15 protein-coding genes are annotated in these 19,877 nt (G+C 68.4%); 12 read left to right on the top strand and 3 right to left on the bottom strand.

The features are described 5' to 3' along the window. Positions 1 to 59 precede the first annotated feature (59 nt). A complete protein-coding gene (locus tag C8N38_RS10770; protein ID WP_108027185.1) occupies positions 60 to 260 on the top strand; it encodes a hypothetical protein in 201 nt (66 codons plus the stop codon). 219 nt (positions 261 to 479) lie between these two features. On the opposite strand, the gene dnaE is transcribed toward C8N38_RS10770, so the two are convergent. Both dnaE and C8N38_RS10780 read right to left on the bottom strand, forming a co-directional pair. Further along, positions 480 to 3,980, bottom strand: a complete 3,501-nt coding sequence (dnaE, locus tag C8N38_RS10775; protein ID WP_108027186.1) for a DNA polymerase III subunit alpha — start codon at positions 3,978 to 3,980, stop codon at positions 480 to 482. A gap of 38 nt (positions 3,981 to 4,018) precedes the next feature. Continuing rightward, positions 4,019 to 4,381 carry a VOC family protein gene (locus C8N38_RS10780; RefSeq protein WP_108027187.1) on the bottom strand — a complete coding sequence of 121 codons (363 nt, stop codon included), beginning with the start codon at positions 4,379 to 4,381 and terminating at the stop codon, positions 4,019 to 4,021. A gap of 276 nt (positions 4,382 to 4,657) precedes the next feature. Between C8N38_RS10780 and xdhA the strand changes: the two genes are divergently transcribed. The 11 genes from xdhA to C8N38_RS10835 all read left to right on the top strand — a co-directional run bounded on the left by xdhA (position 4,658) and on the right by C8N38_RS10835 (position 17,301). Next, positions 4,658 to 6,070, top strand: a complete 1,413-nt coding sequence (xdhA, locus tag C8N38_RS10785) for a xanthine dehydrogenase small subunit (protein WP_108027188.1) — start codon at positions 4,658 to 4,660, stop codon at positions 6,068 to 6,070. Beyond that, positions 6,067 to 8,418, top strand: coding sequence for a xanthine dehydrogenase molybdopterin binding subunit (gene xdhB, locus C8N38_RS10790; protein ID WP_108027189.1), 2,352 nt, complete (start codon positions 6,067 to 6,069; stop codon positions 8,416 to 8,418). Before xdhA ends, xdhB begins: the two co-directional genes overlap by 4 nt. Further along, positions 8,415 to 9,362, top strand: a complete 948-nt coding sequence (xdhC, locus tag C8N38_RS10795) for a xanthine dehydrogenase accessory protein XdhC (RefSeq protein ID WP_108027190.1) — start codon at positions 8,415 to 8,417, stop codon at positions 9,360 to 9,362. Before xdhB ends, xdhC begins: the two co-directional genes overlap by 4 nt. Further along, entirely contained in the window at positions 9,359 to 10,879 is a 1,521-nt protein-coding gene (locus C8N38_RS10800; protein WP_108027191.1) for an ABC transporter ATP-binding protein, read from the top strand. Before xdhC ends, C8N38_RS10800 begins: the two co-directional genes overlap by 4 nt. Before the next feature lie 12 nt (positions 10,880 to 10,891). Beyond that, a complete protein-coding gene (locus C8N38_RS10805) occupies positions 10,892 to 11,977 on the top strand; it encodes an ABC transporter permease (protein ID WP_108027192.1) in 1,086 nt (361 codons plus the stop codon). Further along, entirely contained in the window at positions 11,977 to 12,909 is a 933-nt protein-coding gene (locus tag C8N38_RS10810) for an ABC transporter permease (RefSeq protein ID WP_108027193.1), read from the top strand. Before C8N38_RS10805 ends, C8N38_RS10810 begins: the two co-directional genes overlap by 1 nt. 61 nt (positions 12,910 to 12,970) lie before the next feature. Beyond that, complete coding sequence (locus tag C8N38_RS10815; protein ID WP_108027194.1) at positions 12,971 to 14,044, top strand: BMP family ABC transporter substrate-binding protein; 1,074 nt, start codon at positions 12,971 to 12,973, stop codon at positions 14,042 to 14,044. Positions 14,045 to 14,584: 540 nt separating this feature from the next. Next, positions 14,585 to 15,664, top strand: coding sequence for an NAD(P)/FAD-dependent oxidoreductase (locus tag C8N38_RS10820; RefSeq protein ID WP_108027195.1), 1,080 nt, complete (start codon positions 14,585 to 14,587; stop codon positions 15,662 to 15,664). After that, complete coding sequence (locus C8N38_RS10825; protein ID WP_108027196.1) at positions 15,664 to 16,323, top strand: DUF938 domain-containing protein; 660 nt, start codon at positions 15,664 to 15,666, stop codon at positions 16,321 to 16,323. Before C8N38_RS10820 ends, C8N38_RS10825 begins: the two co-directional genes overlap by 1 nt. A 74-nt stretch (positions 16,324 to 16,397) precedes the next feature. Beyond that, positions 16,398 to 16,754, top strand: a complete 357-nt coding sequence (locus tag C8N38_RS10830; protein ID WP_108027197.1) for a carboxymuconolactone decarboxylase family protein — start codon at positions 16,398 to 16,400, stop codon at positions 16,752 to 16,754. Positions 16,755 to 16,857: 103 nt separating this feature from the next. Further along, a complete protein-coding gene (locus C8N38_RS10835; protein ID WP_158272339.1) occupies positions 16,858 to 17,301 on the top strand; it encodes an EF-hand domain-containing protein in 444 nt (147 codons plus the stop codon). A gap of 21 nt (positions 17,302 to 17,322) precedes the next feature. Here C8N38_RS10835 and C8N38_RS10840 read toward each other — a convergent pair whose 3' ends face one another. Then, entirely contained in the window at positions 17,323 to 19,812 is a 2,490-nt protein-coding gene (locus C8N38_RS10840) for a GcvT family protein (RefSeq protein ID WP_108027199.1), read from the bottom strand. Between the last annotated feature and the right edge of the window lie 65 nt (positions 19,813 to 19,877).

The following is a 19,877-nucleotide window of genomic DNA, read 5'->3' on the forward strand; positions in this document are numbered from 1 at the left end:
GCGCGGGGTCTAGCGGAAGGGGGGCCGGGGGGCAAGGTCGCGCAAGGTCCGGAGGACGCATGGATCGAGAACTGACGGCACTGGAAACGCGGTTGACCCGGCTGGGCACCGAGGTCGACGGGCTGACGCGGGCCATCGACCGGCAGGCGAGGGAGATCGCCGGGTTTCAACGGCTGGTCGCCGGGACGCTTGCACGCAGCGCGGCACGCGACCGGGCGGATGCGGGGTCAGAGCGGCAACCGGCACAAGTGGCGCGCTGACCCTGCGGGCCCGCGCGGACGGCCGGTGAAGCGCCTTGGGTATTTGAGCCAAGAAGAAAGTCGCGAAGCGGGCGTCTTGCGGCGGGACGGGCGGGCCGCAGGCACCCCGGGCAACGCATGCCCCCCCTTTTGCGGACGGCACGGTTCCGGACCATCGGAGCGCACCGCGATCGGGGGCGGTCGCGCCGCCCCGAAGCCCGGCCGGCGGGCAGGTCGGGTTCAGACCTCTTCGACCGTGGCGACGCCGGGCAGGCTGCGCAGCGCGCCCTTGATCTGGGGATTGACCGGGTAGCGGTCGTTCAGCGCCATCCGGACCTCGCCGGGCAGGTCGGGGGCGATCAGGCAGAATTCAATGGGGCCGCGAGCGCGCGGCCCGCTTTCGCTGCGCGCCCGGTCGAGCAGGGCCGCGACCGCCTCGACAGCGGCTTCGGTCTCGACCACCACCTTTAGCCCGGTCGCCCCGGCATCGGCCACGACGGTATCGACCGGCTTCACCGACCGGCCCAGAAGCTTCAGTTGCTCGTTCTCCAGATTGGCCTCGACCTGGATCACCACATTCATGCCGGGTTCGAGACTGTCGCGCGCGACCTCGAGCACATCCGAGAACAGCGTCACCTCGAAAAGCCCCGTCGGGTCCGACATCTGCACGAAGGCAAAGCGGTTGCCCTTGGCCGATTTCCTCTCTTGCCGCCCGGCCACGGCGCCCGCCATCTGGACGAGGGCCGGCCCCGACTTGGTCTTTTCCTCGACCTCGGCCCGGGTCATCACCTTCTTCCGACGCAGCGCGGGCATGTAATCGTCGAGCGGGTGGCCCGAGAGGTAGAAGCCGATGGCCTTCTGTTCCTCGGCCAGCCGTTCGTTCGGCAGCCAGTCGGTCACGGAGGCCAAGCGCGGCTCGGGCAGATCCTCGCCCGCCTCGCCGAAAAGCGACACCTGTGCCGAGGCGCGCTGTTCGTGAATGGCCGCCGAATAGGCCACCAGCGCATCGAGGCTTTCGAAGACCCGCCGGCGGTTGCCGTCCAGCGCGTCGAACGCCCCGGCGCGGGCCAGCATTTCCAGCGGCCGCTTGCCCACATGCTTCATGTCGACCCGGCGGGCAAAATCGAAGAGCGAGCCGAAGGGTCGGCCGTCACGGGCCTCGACGATCAACTTCATCGCCTCGATACCCACGTTCTTGAGCGCCCCCAGCGCGTAGACCAGCCGTCCCTCCTGCACGTCGAAGGTAGGAAGCGAGCGGTTCACGCAGGGCGCGACGATCTCCAGTCCAAGGCCCCGGCGAACTTCTTCGGCATAGACAGCAAGCTTGTCGGTCAGATGGATATCGCAGTTCATGACGCCCGCCATGAACTCGACCGGGTGGTTGGCCTTCAGCCAGGCGGTCTGGTAGCTGACGACCGCATAGGCTGCGGCGTGCGACTTGTTGAAGCCGTAATTCGCGAACTTTTCCAGGAGGTCGAAGACCTCGGTCGCCTTCTTGGCATCGACCCCGTTCTTCTTGGCGCCCTCGACGAATTTCGGGCGCTCGGCATCCATCGCCTCCTTGATCTTCTTGCCCATGGCCCGGCGCAGCAGGTCGGCGCCGCCGAGGCTGTAGCCCGCCATCACCTGAGCGATCTGCATCACCTGTTCCTGATAGACGATGATGCCCTGGGTCTCGGCCAGGATGTGGTCGATGGTGGGATGGATCGATTCGAGCGGCCTGAGCCCCTGTTTCACCTCGCAATAGGTGGGAATGTTCTCCATCGGGCCGGGCCGGTAGAGCGCCACCAGCGCCACGATATCCTCGATGCAGGTGGGCTTCATGCGCCGCAGCGCGTCCATCATGCCCGAGCTTTCCACCTGGAACACCGCGACCGTATGGGCGGTCGCGTAAAGCTCGTAGGTCTTCGGATCGTCGAGCGGGATATGCCCGATATCGTTTTCGGCCCCGGCCGCCGGCTGGTAAAGCTCGGTCCCGTCGGCTGCCCGGTGCAGCGGCCGGCCGCTGCCGAGGATCAGGTCGATGGCGTTCCGGATCACCGTCAGCGTCTTCAGCCCGAGAAAGTCGAACTTCACCAGACCGGCCTGTTCGACCCATTTCATGTTGAACTGGGTCGCGGGCATGTCGGACCGCGGGTCCTGGTAAAGCGGCACCAGATCGTCGAGCGGCCGGTCGCCGATCACCACCCCCGCGGCGTGGGTCGAGGCGTTCCGTAGAAGCCCTTCGACCTGCTGGCCATAGGTCAGCAGCCGCTCCACGACCTCTTCGTTCTTCGCCGCCTCGCGCAGCCGCGGCTCGTCGGTCAGGGCCTGGGAAATCGAGACCGGCTTCACGCCCTCGACCGGGATCAGCTTTGACAGCTTGTCGACCTGGCCATAGGGCATCTGCAGCACCCGGCCCACGTCGCGCACCGCGGCCTTCGACAGGAGCGCGCCGAAGGTGATGATCTGCGCCACCTTCTCGCGGCCGTATTTTTCCTGCACGTAATGGATCACCTCTTCCCGGCGATCCATGCAGAAGTCGATGTCGAAGTCGGGCATCGAGACCCGTTCGGGGTTCAGGAAGCGCTCGAACAGCAGCGAATAGCGCAAGGGGTCGAGGTCGGTGATGGTCAGTGCATAAGCCACCAGCGAGCCCGCGCCCGACCCCCGACCGGGGCCCACCGGGATGCCGTGGTCCTTGCCCCATTTGATGAAGTCGGCCACAATCAGGAAATAGCCCGGGAAACCCATCCCCTCGATGATCCCGAGCTCGAATTTCAGCCGCTTCTCGTACTCCTCGACCGGCGCGGCATGGGGGATCACCGCCAGCCGGGCCTCGAGCCCTTCCCAGGCCTGACGGCGCAGCTCCTCGACCTCGTCATCGGCAAAGCGCGGCAGGATGGGCTTGCGCTTTTCCGATTTCACCGCGCAGCGGCGGGCGATCTCGACGGTGTTTTCCAGCGCCTCGGGCAGGTCGGCGAACAGCGCCGCCATCTCTTCGGGCGTCTTGAAATAATGCTGGGGCGTCAGGCGGCGGCGCGGCTCGGCCTGATCGACATAGGCGCCGTCGGCGATGCACAAAAGCGCATCATGGGCCTCGTACATGTCGGATTTGGGGAAGTAGACGTCATTGGTCGCGACCAGCGGCAAATCCATGGCATAGGCCATCTCGACATGAGCGCGCTCGGTCTCGCGCTCGGCCTCGGTCGGCTGGCCGCCCTCGCCCGGATGGCGCTGCAACTCGACATAAAGCCGGGTCGGAAAGGCCGCGGCCAGCCGGGTCACAAGCGCCTCGGCCTTGGCCCGCTGGCCCTCGCGAATGAGCCGCCCCACGGGACCGTCCGGCCCGCCCGTCAGGCAGATCAGCCCGGCCGAATGCCCGATCAGCTGATCGGGCGTGACCTGGGGCAGCTCGCCCGACTTGCCCAGATAGAGGCAGGAATTCAGCTTCATCAGATTGCCGTAGCCGGCCTCGTCCTGCGCCAGCAGGACCACAGGCGCGGGCGGACGCGGACGCTCGCCCGGGGCCGCCGGATCGTAGGCCAGATCGACCTGACAGCCCAGGATCGGCTGGATCCCCGCCCCGGTGGCATAGCTGGAAAACTCCAGCGCGCAGAACATGTTGTTCGTGTCGGTCACGGCGACCGCGGGCATCCCGGCGGCCTTGCACAGATCGGGCAGTTTCTTGACCCGGACCGCCCCCTCGAGCAGCGAGTATTCGGTATGCAGGCGAAGATGGATGAATCGGGGCGCGGCCATGGCCCCACCCTATCCAGAGCCGGCGCCGGGCGAAAGGCTCAGACCGGTTCCAGAAACTCGATCCGGTTGCCGAACGGGTCGTCGATGTAGAACCGTCGCATTCCCGGCAGCGCCCCGTCCCAGCGCGGCGCAAGGCCCGCCCGTTCCAGCCGGTCGGCAAGCGCGCCCAGCCCGCGCACCTCCAGCGCCGGATGCGCCTTGCGCGCGGCCGCGAAGGGCGTCTCGACCCCCAGATGCAGCCGCAACTCGCCGCGCCGGAACCAGACCCCGCCGCGCGCCTCCAGCGCCTCGGGCTTTTGCTCTTCCTCCAGCCCCAGAAGTCCGCCGTAAAAGGCCCGCGCCTCGTCCTCGCGGCCCTCCGGCATCGCCAGCTGAACGTGATGCAGCGCGTGCGGATACATGTTGCTCCCGGTCCTTCTGCCCCGACAGGGGGCAGCATAGGGGCGCGGCCCCGCCCCTGCCAAGCCGCATTCCCCGAAGGTGGCGCCAGGTCTGCCTGTTTTTTGGGCGCCACCTGCCACTTCGCCACATCTTCGCCCGGTTTTCTCTTGCCAAGCCCGGCATCGCCCGATCTGCTGGCCCGGAGGACCCGACAGGGGCCGCTCCTTCTACGCCGCATCGAGGGAGCCCGGCCCGGGGACGACGGCGACAACCCGGTAAGGCGGCGGATTCACGGCATGGACATCACCTTTCTTCTGAACGGAGAAAGAGTGGCTTTGACGGAGGTTGCGCCCACCGCGACGCTGCTCGACTGGCTGCGCGAGACGCGCGGCCTGACCGGCACCAAGGAGGCCTGCCGCGAGGGCGATTGCGGCGCCTGCACGGTGATGGTGACGGATGCCGAGGGCAGCAGCGCGCTCAATGCCTGCATCCTCTTCCTGCCGCAGATCGACGGCAAGGCGATCCGCACCGTCGAGGGCCTGGCGGCACCCGATGGCCGGCTGCACCCGGTGCAAGAGGCGCTGATCGACCATCACGGCAGCCAGTGCGGCTTCTGCACGCCCGGTTTCGCGGTCTCGATGGCGACCGCCCACAAGATGGGGGAAACCGATCTCGACAGCGCGCTTGCGGGCAATCTCTGCCGCTGCACCGGCTATGCCCCGATCCTGCGCGCCGCCGAGGCCGCCCGCAACGCCCCGGTTCCCGACTGGATCGAGGAAGACGCCAGCTTCTTCTTGGCCGAAATACCCTCGGGGGGGGCCGATCCACAGGATCGGCGGGGGGCGGACAGCCCCCCCGCCTTCCGCCCGGCCACGGCCGACGCGCTGGCCGCCTGGTATGACGCTCATCCCGATGCCACGCTGATCGCGGGCGCCACCGATGTCGGGCTCTGGGTCACCAAGGGCCTTCGCGACCTGGGCGACGTGGCCTTCCTGTCGGGTTGCGAGGACCTGAAACGGATCGAGACGACCGAGACCGAGATCCGCATCGGCGCGGGCGTGACCATCGCGCGGCTTCTCGACCTGATGCGCGATCCCCATCCGCATCTCGCCCGGATGCTGACCCGCTTCGGCTCGGCCCAGGTCCGGGCAGCCGCGACGCTCGGCGGCAATATCGCCAACGGCTCGCCCATCGGCGACAGCCCGCCCGCGCTGATCGCGCTGGGTGCCACCCTGCACCTGCGCAAGGGCGACCGCCGCCGCGCAATGCCGCTCGAGGACTTTTTCCTCGATTATCGCAAGCAGGACCGGGCGCGCGGCGAATTCGTCGAGGCGGTGACGGTCCCGCGCCAGCCCGATACCCTGCGCTGCTACAAGCTCTCGAAGCGCCGCGATCAGGATATCTCGGCCGTGCTGGGCTGTTTCAACCTGACCCTCCGCGATGGCCGCATCGAAAGCGCGCGCATCGCCTTCGGCGGCATGGCCGGCATCCCGAAACGCGCCCGCGCGGTCGAGGCCGCACTGACCGGACAGCCCTTCGCGCAAGCCACGCTCGAGGCCGCCCTGCCCGCCTTCGCGGCCGATTTCCAGCCGATGTCCGACATGCGTGCCTCAGCCAGGTACCGGCTGCGCGCAGCAGAAAACATGCTGCTGCGTCTCTGGCACGAAGGCCGGAACGAGCCCGCCGATATCGACGAGGTCGCCCCGTGAGCGTGAAAAGCCCCCTGCCCCATGACGCAGCGCGCCTGCATGCGACCGGCGAGGCGCGCTATCTCGACGACATCCCGGCCCCGGCAGGCACGCTGCACCTCGCCTTCGGGCTGTCGCAGATCGCCCATGGCAGGGTTCTGGCGATGGACCTCGCGCCGGTGCGCGCCGCCCCCGGGGTGGTGGCGGTGCTTGGCCCGGACGATCTCGACCCGATGCCCGACTGTTCGCCCTCGGCCCATGACGAGCCGTTGCTGGCCCCCGGAGAGATCCGCTATTGCGGCCAGCCGCTGTTTCTGGTGATCGCCGACAGCCATCTTGCCGCCCGCAAGGCCGCGCGACTTGCCGGCGTGACATGCGAGGACCGGCCCGCGATCCTGACGATCGACCAGGCGCTGGCCGCGAACAGCCGCTTCGAGGACGGGCCGCGGATCTGGGAACGGGGCGACGCGGCCGCGGCCATCGCGGGCGCTGCCCACCGCGTCGAGGGCGTGATCGAAATCGGCGGGCAGGAGCATTTCTACCTGGAAGGCCAGGCCGCACTGGCCCTGCCGCAGGAGGGCGGCGACATGGTCGTGCATGCCTCGACCCAGCATCCCTCCGAAATCCAGCACAAGGTCGCGGACGCGCTCGGCCTGCCGATGCATGCGGTCCGGGTCGAGGTGCGGCGCATGGGCGGGGCCTTCGGCGGCAAGGAAAGCCAGGGCAATGCGCTTGCCATTGCCTGCGCGCTGGCCGCGCGCGCGACCGGGCGGCCCTGCCGGATGCGCTATGACCGCGACGACGACATGGTCATCACCGGCAAGCGCCACGATTTCCGCATTCGCTATCGGGCGGGCAGCGATGACCGGGGCCGGATCGCGGGGGTCGAGTTCTGGCAATATACCCGCTGCGGCTGGGCCCAGGACCTGAGCCTGCCGGTGGCCGACCGGGCGATGCTGCATGCCGACAACGCCTATTTCCTGCCGGCCGTTCGGATCGAAAGCCACCGGCTGAAGACCCATACCCAGTCCGCGACCGCCTTTCGCGGCTTTGGCGGACCGCAGGGGATGGTGGGCATCGAGCGGGTGATGGACCATATCGCCCATGCGCTGGGCCGCGATCCGCTGGAGGTGCGGCGGATCAACTATTATGACAGCGCTCCGGCCGGTGCTGGGGGGCTGTCTGCCCCCCGCCGATCCTCCGGATCGGCCCCCCCCGAGGGTATTTCGGCCAAGAAGAAGACGACCACGCCCTATGGGATGGAGGTCGAGGATTTCATCCTGCACGAGATGACGGCCGCACTGGCGGAGCGCGCCGACTATACCGCGCGGCGGGCGGCGGTCGCCGAGTGGAATGCCCGGCATGCCGTGCTGAAGAAGGGGATCGCGCTGACGCCGGTGAAGTTCGGGATTTCCTTCACACTGAGCCATCTGAACCAGGCCGGGGCGCTGGTGCATGTCTATCAGGACGGGTCGGTCCATTTGAACCATGGCGGCACCGAGATGGGACAGGGGCTGTTCCAGAAGGTGGCGCAGGTCGCGGCCAGTGCCTTCGGGCTGCCGGTCGGGGCGGTGAAGATCACCGCGACCGATACCGGCAAGGTGCCCAATACCTCGGCCACCGCGGCCTCGTCGGGGTCCGACATGAACGGGATGGCGGTCAAGGCCGCCTGCGACGAGATCCGTGGCCGGATCGCCGCCCATCTGGCCGAGCTGCATCAGACCGAACCGGACGAGGTGCATTTTGCCGACGGCCGGGTGTTTGCGGGTGGCAACGAGATGAGCTTCGCCGCGGCCGCGAAAAGCGCCTATGAGGGCCGGGTGAGCCTCAGTGCCACCGGGTTCCACCGCACGCCCGGGCTGAGCTGGGACCGGATCGCGGGCACCGGCCGGCCGTTCTTCTATTTCGCCTATGGGGCGGCGGCGAGCGAGGTGGTGATCGACACGCTGACCGGCGAGAACCGGATCCTGAGGACCGATATCCTTCACGATGCGGGCGCGAGCCTGAACCCCGCGCTCGATATCGGTCAGATCGAGGGCGGTTTCGTGCAGGGCGCGGGCTGGCTGACCATGGAGGAACTGGTCTGGGACGCCAAGGGGCGGCTTTCGACCCATGCGCCCTCGACCTACAAGATCCCGGCCATCGGCGACCGGCCCGCGATATTCAACGTGGCGCTCTGGGACGCGCCGAACCCGGCCGAGACGATCTACCGCTCGAAGGCGGTAGGCGAGCCGCCCTTCATGCTGGGCATTTCGGTCCTGATGGCGCTGTCGGACGCGGTTGCGGCCTGCGGATCGGGCTATCCGGCGCTCGACGCCCCGGCGACGCCCGAACGTATCCTCGCCGCCATCGACAGGGTCCGGGCATGAGCCTCGAGCGGGACGCGCTGGCACGGGCGGTGGCGGCCGAGGGCCGCGTCGTCCGGGTCGTTGTGGCCGAGATCCGCGGGTCGGCCCCGCGCGAGGCGGGAACGGCGATGCTGGTCTGGGCGGAGGGCCAAAGCGGCACCATCGGCGGCGGCGCGCTGGAATTCGAGGCCGCGGCCGAGGCCCGCCGCCTGCTGCGGGACCGGGGCAGCGCGCGGGTCGCGCGGGTAGCCTTGGGCCCCGGGCTCGGACAATGCTGCGGGGGGGCGGTGACGCTGGTCAGCGAGGTTTTCGACGCCGAAGCCGTCGCGGCCCTGACCGGCGAGGTCCATGCCCGCCGGGTCGAGGGCGACAGACCGATGCCGCTGGCGCTGCGCCGGGCACTGGCGGGGGTCCGGGGCGGGCTGGGTGCGCCGCCGGTCCTGCTGAAGGAGGGCTGGTTTCTGGAACCCCTGGCGCTGCCCGCCCGGGCGCTCTGGATCTGGGGGGCGGGCCATGTCGGCCGCGCGCTGGTGGGGGTGCTGGCGCCGCTGCCGGGGCTGGCCATCACCTGGGTCGATACCGCGGCCGCACGGTTTCCCGATGTGCTTCCCGACGGCGTCGTGCCGAGGATCGCATCCGACCCGGCCGCACTGGTGCCCGAGGCCCCGGCCGGGGCGCATCACCTGATCCTGACCTATTCGCACGCGCTCGATCTGGCGCTCTGTCACGCGCTTCTGGTCCGGGGCTTCGGGTCGGCCGGGCTGATCGGGTCGGACAGCAAATGGGCGCGGTTCCGGACCAGGCTGGGCCAGCTTGGTCACAGCCCTGCCGAAATCGCACGCATCTGCTGCCCGATTGGGCAGAAGACCCTGGGGAAACACCCTCAAGCCATTGCGATTGGCGTCGCCGCCGCGCTACTAAGCGAGGGCGTAGACCGGATCGCAGCGAGGGACATCGCGGGGTGACAGCGCTTCTGACAGTCGAGGGCCTGACCAAGGCCTATCCGGGCGTGGTCGCCAACGACCATGTGAGCTTCGAGATCGCCGAGGGCGAGGTGCATGCGCTGCTGGGCGAGAACGGCGCCGGGAAATCCACCCTCGTCAAGATGATCTACGGGCTGGTGCAGCCCGACAGCGGGCGGATGACCCTGCGCGCCGCGCCGTATGCGCCACCCGAGCCCAGCGCCGCGCGGCGCGCCGGGGTGGCGATGGTGTTTCAGCATTTCTCGCTGTTCGACGCGCTGAGCGTGGCCGAGAACATCGCGCTGGGCATGGAGACGCCGCCGCCGATGCGCCGCCTTGCGGGCCAGATCCGCGAGGTCAGCGAGACTTACGGGCTGCCGCTGAACCCCGACCGGCTGGTCGGCGATCTTTCGGCGGGCGAGCGCCAGCGGGTCGAGATCATCCGCTGTCTGCTGCAGGACCCGCGCGTGCTGATCATGGACGAACCGACCAGCGTTCTGACGCCCCAGGAAGTCGATATCCTGTTCGCGACACTTCGCAAGCTGGCGGCCGAGGGCACCGCCATCCTTTATATTTCGCACAAGCTCGAAGAGATCCGGACGCTCTGCGACCGGGCGACGGTGCTGCGGCTGGGGCGGGTCGTCGAAAGCTGCAACCCGCGCGAAAAGACCGCCGCCGAACTGGCCGAGATGATGGTGGGCGCCAAGCTTGCCACCCCGTCGCGGGCGGGCAGCGCGCCGGGCGCGCCGGTTCTGGAGGTCTCGGGGCTCAGCCTGCCTTCGCCCAACCCGTTCGGCACCAGCCTGCGCGACATTTCCTTCACCGTCCGCGCGGGCGAAATCCTCGGTATCGGCGGGGTCGCGGGCAACGGGCAGGACGAATTGCTGGACGCGATTTCGGGCGAAGCGCCGGTCGCGCCCGACACGGTGCGGCTGCACGGCCAGGCCATCGGTGCGCTGGGGCCGAGCCTGAGGCGCCGGATCGCCGTGCTGGCCGCGCCGGAAGAACGGCTTGGCCATGCCGCGGCGCCCGACATGAGCCTGACCGAGAACGCGATGCTGACCGCCGCGATCCGCCAGGGTCTGGCGACGCGCGGCTTTCTGAAATGGCCCGCCGCCCGCGCCTTTGCCGAGAAGGTGATCGACACCTTCGACGTGCGCACCCCCGGCCCCGGCAATGCCGCGCGGTCGCTGTCGGGCGGCAACCTGCAGAAATTCGTCATCGGGCGCGAGGTGTTGCAACGCCCCGAGGTGCTGGTGGTGAACCAGCCGACCTGGGGGGTCGATGCCTCGGCTGCCGCAGCGATCCGGCAGTCGCTGCTGGATCTGGCCGAGGCCGGCACCGCCGTCGTCGTCATCAGTCAGGATCTGGACGAGCTGATGGAAATCTCCGACCGCTTCGCCGCGCTGAACGAGGGCCGGTTGTCGGCCCCGCGCCCGGCCAAGGGGCTGAGCCTCGAAGAGATCGGTCTGATGATGGGCGGCGCCCACGGGATGGAGGTGGCTCATGTGGCCGAGTGAGGAGACGGCCCTGTGATCCGTCTGGAAAAACGTCCCTCGCCGTCGCGCGTCTGGACCGCGGCGACCCCCGTGCTTGCGGTCGCGCTGACCATGGTGGCGGGCGGCGTGCTGTTCGCGATGCTGGGCAAGGACCCGGTCGCGGCGATCCGCATCATCTTCTGGGACCCGCTGTTCAACGAACAGTTCGCGAGCTATTCGCGCCCGCAGCTTCTGGTGAAGGCCGGGCCGCTGATCCTGATCGCCATCGGGCTGAGCCTCGGGTTTCGCGCGGGCATCTGGAATATCGGCGCCGAGGGGCAGTACATCATCGGCGCGCTGTCGGGCGCGGGTGTGGCGCTGGCCCTTTATCCGCTGGAGGCCTGGTTCGTCTTTCCCCTGATGGTGATCGCGGGCGGGCTTGGCGGCTGGGCCTGGGCGATGATCCCGGCGATCCTGAAGACCCGGTTCCGCACGAACGAGATCCTGGTGTCGCTTCTGCTCGTCTATGTGGCCGAGCAGATCCTGGCCGCGATGGCGCTGGGACTCATGCGCAACCCCGAGGGCGGCGGCTTTCCGGGCAGCCGGAACCTGCAGCAATACCCCGCCGCCGCCAATACCGAGCTGATCGCCAATAGCGGCATGCATTGGGGCGTGGTCGCGGCCTTCGTCGCGGTGATCGCAGCCTATGTCCTTCTGAACCGGCACATGCTGGGCTTTCAGATCCGGCTGACCGGGCAATCGCCCCGGGCCGCGCGCTTTGCGGGCGTCAATCCGAACGGGCTGGTGCTGTTCTGCCTGGGCGCGTCGGGTGCGCTGGCGGGGTTGGCCGGGCTTTTCGAGGTTTCGGGGCCCGCCGGTCAGGTCTCGATCGACTTCAACCAGGGCTACGGCTTTACCGCGATCATCGTGGCCTTCCTCGGGCGGCTGAACCCGGTGGGCATCCTGCTGGCAGGGCTGCTGATGGCGCTGACCTATATCGGGGGCGAGCTTGCGCAATTCATGCTGAACCTGCCCGCCGCCGCGATCCAGGCGTTTCAGGGGATGCTTTTGTTCTTCCTTCTGGGGCTCGACGTGCTGACCAATTACCGGCTCCGCTGGGGCAAGAGGGAGATCGCCTGATGGACCTGTCCGCCATCGACCCCGTCATCCTGATCGCCTCGCTGATGGTGGCCTCGACCCCGATCCTGCTGGCCGCGACCGGCGAGCTGATCGTCGAGAAATCGGGCGTGCTGAACCTGGGCGTCGAAGGGATGATGATCACCGGCGCGATCTGCGGCTTTGCCGCTTCGGTGCAGACCGGCAGCCCCGCGCTGGGCTTTCTGGCCGCCATTATCGGCGGCGCGGCGCTGTCGATGATCTTCGGGCTGCTGACCCAGGTGCTGATGTCGAACCAGGTCGCGACGGGGCTGGCGCTGACGCTGTTCGGGCTGGGGCTGTCAGCGCTGATCGGTCAGGGCTATGCGGGGATGAAACCGCCGCCGACCCGGCCGCTCGACCTTGGGGTCCTGTCGGATCTGCCGGTGATCGGAAAGATCGTCTTTTCCCATGACGCGATGGTCTATGTCAGCCTCGCCCTCGTGGCGCTGGTCTGGGCCTTCCTGCGCTATACCCGCGCGGGCCTGATCCTGCGCGCGGTCGGCGAAAGCCACGAGGCCGCGCATGCGCTGGGCTACAAGGTCGTGCGCATCCGCCTGATGGCGATCGGCTTCGGCGGCGCGATGGCGGGCCTGGGCGGGGCCTATCTGAGCCTCATCCGCGTGCCGCAATGGACCGAGGGCATGACCGCGGGTGCCGGCTGGATCGCGCTGGCGCTGGTGGTCTTCGCCTCCTGGCGTCCCTGGCGGCTGCTGCTTGGGGCCTACCTGTTCGGCGGCATCACCGTGCTGCAGCTGAACCTGCAGGCCGCCGGTGTCGCGGTTCCGGCAGAGTTCTTGTCGGCCACGCCCTATCTGGTAACCATTCTGGTACTCGTGCTGATGTCGGCCGACCGCAGCCGGGCCGCCCTGCATGCCCCGGCCGATCTGGGCAAGACTTTCCACGCCTCCAGCTAGAGGCGCGCGCAACCGACGGGGCCGCCACGCGCCCCGGACACGTATCGGAGACAGAGACCCCATGAAACGCAGAACATTCCTTGCCACCAGTGCGCTGGCCCTGGGCCTTGCCGGAACCGCTTTCGCCCAGGACAAGGTCAAGGTCGGCTTCATCTATGTCGGCCCCGTCAACGATGGCGGCTGGAGCCAGCACCACCACGAATCCGCGATGGTGATGAAAGAGCATTTCGGCGATGCCATCGAGCTGGTGGAACAGGAAAGTGTGCCCGAGGGCGCCGATACCGAACGCGCGCTGACCCAGATGGCGCTGTCGGGCTGCGACATCGTCTTTGCGACCTCCTTCGGCTTCATGGACCCGACGATCAACGTGGCCAAGAAGTTTCCGAAGGTGAAATTCGAGCACGCCACCGGCTACAAGCGCGCCGAGAACGTGTCGACCTATTCGGCCCGCTTCTATGAAGGCCGCGCGGTGCAGGGCCTGCTGGCGGGCCGGATGACCCAGTCGAACGTGATCGGATATATCGGGTCCTTCCCGATCCCCGAGGTGATCCGGGGCATCGACTCGGCCTTCATCCACGCCCGCAAGGTCAACCCCGACGTGCAGTTCAAGGTGGTCTGGGCCAATACCTGGTTCGACCCGGCCAAGGAGGCCGACGCGGCCACCGCGCTGATCAACCAGGGCGCCGACGTGATCCTGCAGCACACCGACTCGACCGCGCCCCATGCCGCCGCCGAGAAGGCGGGCAATGTCTACACCTTCGGTCAGGCCGCCGACATGGCCGAATATGCGCCGAAGCCCCGGATCTCGTCGATCATCGACAACTGGGCGCCCTATTACATCGAGCGCGTGCAGGCGGTGATGGACGGCACCTGGGAAAGCAAGGACACCTGGGGCGGCATCGCCTCGGGGATGGTCAAGATCGGCGAGATTTCGGACGCGGTCCCGGCCGAGATCCGCGACGAGGCGATCGCGCTGGAAGAGTCGATTTCCAGCGGCGCCTACCACCCCTTCACCGGGCCGCTGAACAAGCAGGACGGCAGCGTCTGGCTGGCCGAGGGCGAAGTGGCCGATGACGGCACGCTGGCCGGTCTCAACTTCTACGTCGAAGGGCTGAGCGGCGAAGTCCCGAAATAACCCGGTCGACCCGCAGCAGGACGACGCAAGGGCCCGCGCGCGGGCCCTTCGCATGTCGAGGCACCCGCGCACCTGCGCCCAAGCCGGGCCTCTGGTCGTGCCGTCCGGGCCCAATCCGGCCCTACGGCCGCTTCGTGCGAAAGGCGTCGCATATTGTTTCAAAACCGCAGCCGAATCTGCTAGTTTCCGCAACGTAACTTATTTGTGGGGCCAGTCGCCCGGGGCTTTCGCTCCGGCGCGACGGGTGGGATCGTCCCCCGACTGCCCTCACCGCGAAAAAGGGTATTCCCTGCGGGCACAGCTCCGCAGAGATGTCCGCTCTGTCCACGGACCGGAACCGCGGGCAACCGACCGAACTCTGAGGCGGCACTGCCTCCTGCGGCGCCGGTCCTCTGGCGGCCCGGAAGGGTGGTACCTGCCGGGCAGTCCGAGAGACATGCGCCCGCGCGCGATTGCTGCATGATCGCGTGCACCCGCCGCCTCCGGAGCGGCGCGCGGCGGGGGTTTCCCTCTGCCGCGCGCTTGTGCTTATCTCGCGCCATGGATACGGATTTCATCGTCATCGGCGGCGGCATCGCCGGGGTATCGGTCGGGGCGCGGCTCGCGCCTCTGGGCCGGGTCGCGCTGTTCGAAACCGAAAAGGCGCTTGGCTATCACACCTCGGGCCGCTCGGCGGCCCTGTTCGACGAATGCCTGGGCGCACCCCCGATCGTCGCGCTGAACCGAGCCGGGCACAGCTATCACCAGACCGCCGATGGCGGCGTGCTGTCGCCCCGGGGCCTGATGGTCGTCGGCCGGGCGGGTGACGGTGCCGCCTTCGAGGCCGACCGCCGCCACATGGACCTGCGCGCGCTGACGCCCGAAGAAGCACAGGAAATCGTCCCGATCCTCGATCCTGCCCGCGTCGCCTTCGCCGGGATCACCGAGCGTGCCTGGGACATCGACACCGACCGGCTGCTGCAAGGCTTCGCCCGCCAGATCCGCAGCCATGGCGGCCGGATCGAGACCGGGCGCAAGGTCACCGCCATCGCGCGGGTCGAGACCGGCTGGCAGATCACCGCAGGCGGCGAGACTGTCGAAGGCCGCATCCTGATCAATGCCGCCGGCGCCTGGGTCGACGAGGTGGCCCGGATGGCCGGGCTGGCGCCCCTGGGCTTTACCCCGATGCGCCGGTCCATGGCCCAGTTGCCCGCCCCCGCCGGTCAGGACCCGCGCCGCTGGCCGATGATCCTCGGCGCGGGCGAACGCTGGTACTGCAAGCCCGAAGCGGGCAAGCTTCTGGTCTCGCCCGCCGAGGAAGATCCGATGCCGCCCCATGATGCCTTCGCCGACGACATGGTGCTGGCCGAGGGGCTGGCGCGCTACGAAGAGATGGTGACCGCGCCGGTGACCCGGGTCGAAACCAGCTGGGCGGGCCTGCGCACCTTCGCGCCCGACCGCCTGCTGGTGATCGGCTTCGATCCGCGCGATCCGGCCTTCTTCTGGCATGCGGGTCAGGGCGGGGTCGGGATGCAGACCTCGCCCGCCGCCAGCGAACTGGCCGCCGACATCCTGGGCGGCCGCGCCTCGGAACTCCGGCGCATGCTCGAGGCGACCTTCAGCCCGGCCCGGTTCTGCTGATGCCCCGGCGGCTGGACCTGCCCGACAGCGCCTCGGTCGCGACGCCGGGCATGGGCGGGCGGCTCAGCGCGCCCTCGGCCTTGCGCAACGCGGACGCAATCTGCGCGGTTCTGGAAACCCTGGCCCCGCCTCGCGGGCGCGTGCTGGAACTGGCCTCGGGCACCGGCGAACATGCCGTGCGTTTTGCCGCCCGCCTGCCCGGCCTCATCTGGCAGCCGACCGAGATCGACCCGGCGCGCCGCGCCTCGATCGACGCCTGGGCGGCCGAGGCGGCCCTGCCGAACCTGCGCCCGGCGATCGCGCTTGATGCCTGCCGGCCGGGCTGGGCCGCAGCCCATGCCGGGCAGGACCTGATCTTCGTCAGCAACATCCTGCATCTTGTCAGCGCGCCCGAGGCCGAAACCCTGATCGCCGAGGCAGCCCGGGCGCTGGCACCCAAGGGCGTGCTGGCGATCTACGGGCCCTTCCTGCGCGCGACCGGCTTCGCCAGCCCCGGGGATGCCGCCTTCCATGCCAGCCTGACCGCGCAGGACGCCCAGATCGGCTACAAGCAGGTAGCTGTGGTGACCGGCTGGGGCGCCGCCGCCGGACTGCAACCTGAGGCACAAATTTCCATGCCCGCCAACAATCTGACGATAATTTTCCGCCAGCCCCTGTGATCGCGCAACGAAACCTATAATTAGGGCAAGGTAAAAAGCATCTCCGACTCAGCTTCGGATCAAAGGAGACCGATATGGACTGGACCGCCAAACGCGATGGAACCAAGGACCAGCTGCGCCGCCTGAACAAGGCCCTTCCCGAGCAGACCAAGGCCTTCGGGGCGCTCGGCAAGGCCGTCAAGGAAGGCGGTGAGCTTGACTTCAAGACCAAGGAATTCATCGCGCTCGGCATCGCGGTCACCCAGCGTTGTCAGGCCTGCATCGTGCTGCACATGGAAGCCCTGGTGCGCGTCGGTGCCACCCGCGAAGAGGTCGGCGACGTGCTGGCGATGGCGATCCAGATGGGCGGCGGCCCGGCCATGATGTACGCGGCCGAAGCGATGGAATGCTATGACCAGCTGACCGAGGAAAAGGCAGCCGCCGCCGAATAGGCCGAGGGGCATCGGGCGCCTCCGGGCGCCCTGCCCCGGTTGCAGTTGCCGCAGGCCGCGGATGCGACTACCTCTGGGATACCGCGATCCAAGGAGTCCTCCGATGCGCCGCCCCATCCGTTCCGCCCTTGCCCTTTCGGGCTTCGCCCTTGCCCTTGCCGCCGGGTCCGCTGGCGCGGACACCCAGCGCGCGCCCATACTCTACGAGAAATGGGACGCCGACCGCAGCGGCACCATCAACCGCCATGAGCTGCAAAGCCAGGCCCGCCGCATCTTCGCGGCCTTCGATACCAATGGCGACGGCCATCTCGACGCGACCGAAGCCGCGGCCTTCGACCGTGCCCGCGGCCCGCTGGCCTATTTCCGCGGCGAAGAGGCCTATGAGCGCAAGGTCGTCGTCAAGGGCCAGAAGCTGATGCGCAACGATATCAACGGCAACGGAGTCATCGACCTGTCGGAATTCCGCATGGCGGCCAATGAATGGCTTGCAATGCACGACCGCGACGGCGACGGGCGGCTCACGCTTTGGGACGTGTCCGCCCGCTGACCGGTGGGGAAGGCGGGCGGCTCAGCCGTCCGCCCGGATCCGCGCATTGGTCGGGTCGTGGGGGCTGTCCTCGACGACCTCGACCGCCCAGAGTGCATCGAACATCCTGACGCTCAGCCGGGTGCCCGGCACCGCCAGGTCGGGCCGCACATAGCCCATGCCGATGGACTTGCCGAAGGCGACCGACCAGCCGCCCGAGGTCAGCCGCCCGACCCGGGTCTCGCCGTCATAAAGCGCCTCGCGGCCCCAGGGATCGGCATCCTCCGGCCCGTCGATCAGCAGCGTGACGCATTTCGAGCGGAGGCCCGTCGCCTCCATCGCGGCCTTGCCGTGGAAATCCTTCGACAGATCGACGAAACGGTCGAGCCCGGCCTCGAGCGGTGTGGCATCGCGCCCGAGCTCGGTGCCGAAGGCGCGATAGCTCTTCTCTTGCCGAAGCCAGTTCTGCGCCCGCGCGCCCACGGGTTTCAGCCCCTGCGCGGCGCCCGCCTCCATCAGCCGGTCGAACAGGTGGTTCTGCATCTCGATCGGATGATGCAGCTCCCAGCCCAGCTCGCCCGTATAGGCCACGCGCAGCGCGTTGACCGGGACCATGCCCAGTTCGATCTGCCGCGCCGACAGCCAGGGGAAGCGCTTGTTCGACAGCGCCGTCGCCGGGTCGGCGTCGCGGATCAGCCCGGCCAGGATCGCCCGCGCATTGGGGCCCGCCAGCGCGAAGACCCCATAGCGCGTGGTCACGTCCTCGACGATCACCGGGCCGAACTCGGCCGCCTTGTCCTCGGCCGCCTTCAGCAGGAAATCCTCGTCATAGGCGTGCCAGGCCCCGGCCGAGACCAGGTAATAGACGTCCTCGGCCTGACGGACGATGGTGTATTCGGTCCGGACGGTGCCCGCGCTGCTCAGCGCATAGGTCAGGTTGACCCGGCCGATCTTGGGCAGCTTGTTGCAGGTGAACCAGTCCAGGAACGCCGTCGCGCCGGGCCCGCGCACGATATGCTTGGCAAAGGCCGTGGCGTCGATCAGCCCGGCCGTCTCGCGGATCGCCTTCGCCTCGGCCTCGGCATATTGCCACCAGCCGCCCCGGCGGAAGCTGCGCGCGGCATGATCGTCAAAGCCTTCGGGGGCGAAGTAGTTGGGCCGTTCCCAGCCCTGCACCTGCCCGAACTGCGCGCCCAGCGCCTTCATCCGGTCGTAACAGGGCGCGGTCCTCAGCGGCCGCGCTGCCGGGCGTTCCTCGTCGGGATGGTGCAGGATATAGACATGCTCATACGCCTCCTCGTTCTTGGCCACGGCATAGTCCGTGGTCATCCAGGACCCGTAGCGCTTGGGATCGAGCGAGCCCATGTCGATCTCGGCCTCGCCCTCGGTCATCAGCTGGGCGAGGTAATGGCCCGACCCGCCCGCGGCGGTGATCCCGAAGGAAAAGCCCTCGGCCAGCCACATGTTGCGAAGGCCCGGCGCCGGCCCCAGCAGCGGGTTGCCGTCGGGGGTATAGCAGATCGGGCCGTTGAAATCGTCCTTCAGCCCCACCGTTTCCGAGCTTGGCAGCCGGTGGATCATCGACATGTATTCCTCCTCGATCCGTTCCAGATCGAGCGGGAACAGATCGGCGCGGAAGCTGTCGGGGCAGCCATAGGCGAACCGCGCAGGCGCGTTGCGCTCATAGGGGCCGAGGATCCAGCCGCCGCGTTCCTCGCGCACGTACCATTTGGCATCGGCATCGCGCAGGACCGGATGCTCGGGGTTGCCGGCCTTGCGCCACGCGACCAGCGCCGGATCGGGCTCGGTCACGATATACTGGTGCTCGACCGGAATCGCCGGGATCTTGAGGCCCAGAAGCCGCGCCGTCCGCTGCGCATGGTTGCCGGTGGCGGTGACCACATGTTCGGCGGTGATGACCGTCTGTTCCTCGGTCGGCACGAGGTTGCCGCCCTTTTCGGCCATCTTCGTGACCGTCACCCGCCATTCGGACCCGGTCCAGTCGTAGGCGTCGACCTGCCATTTCCGCTCGATCACCGCGCCGAGCTGCCGCGCGCCCTTCGCCATGGCCTGGGTCACGTCGGCCGGATTGATGTAGCCGTCGGTCGGATGGTAGATCGCGCCGATCAGATCGTCGCAGCGCATCAGCGGCCAGCGCTCTTTCAGCTGCGCCGGGCTCAGCCATTCATAGGGCACGCCACAGGTCTCGGCCGTTGTGGCGTAGAGCCTGTATTCGTCCATCCGCGCGCGCGTCTGCGCCATGCGCAGGTTGCCCACCACGCTGAAGCCGGGGTTAAGCCCGGTCTCGGCCTCGAGCGTCTTGTAGAACTTGATCGAGTAGTCGTGGATATGCGTCGTCGCGAAGGACATGTTGAAATAGGGCAAAAGCCCGGCCGCATGCCAGGTCGAGCCCGAGGTCAGCTCGTCCCGTTCCAGAAGCATGGTATCCCAGCCCGCCCTGGCCAGATGATATGCAATCGAGGTGCCGACGGCGCCGCCGCCGACGACCAGGGCTTTGACATGAGTCTTCATCGGCCGAGTCTCCTGCTTGCCGCTCGTTTCTCTCAGTTAGGCAGGATTCTGGTGGCGCGGCGGGG

It is taken from the genome of Rhodovulum kholense (assembly GCF_003053725.1).
Taxonomy (GTDB): domain Bacteria; phylum Pseudomonadota; class Alphaproteobacteria; order Rhodobacterales; family Rhodobacteraceae; genus Rhodovulum; species Rhodovulum kholense.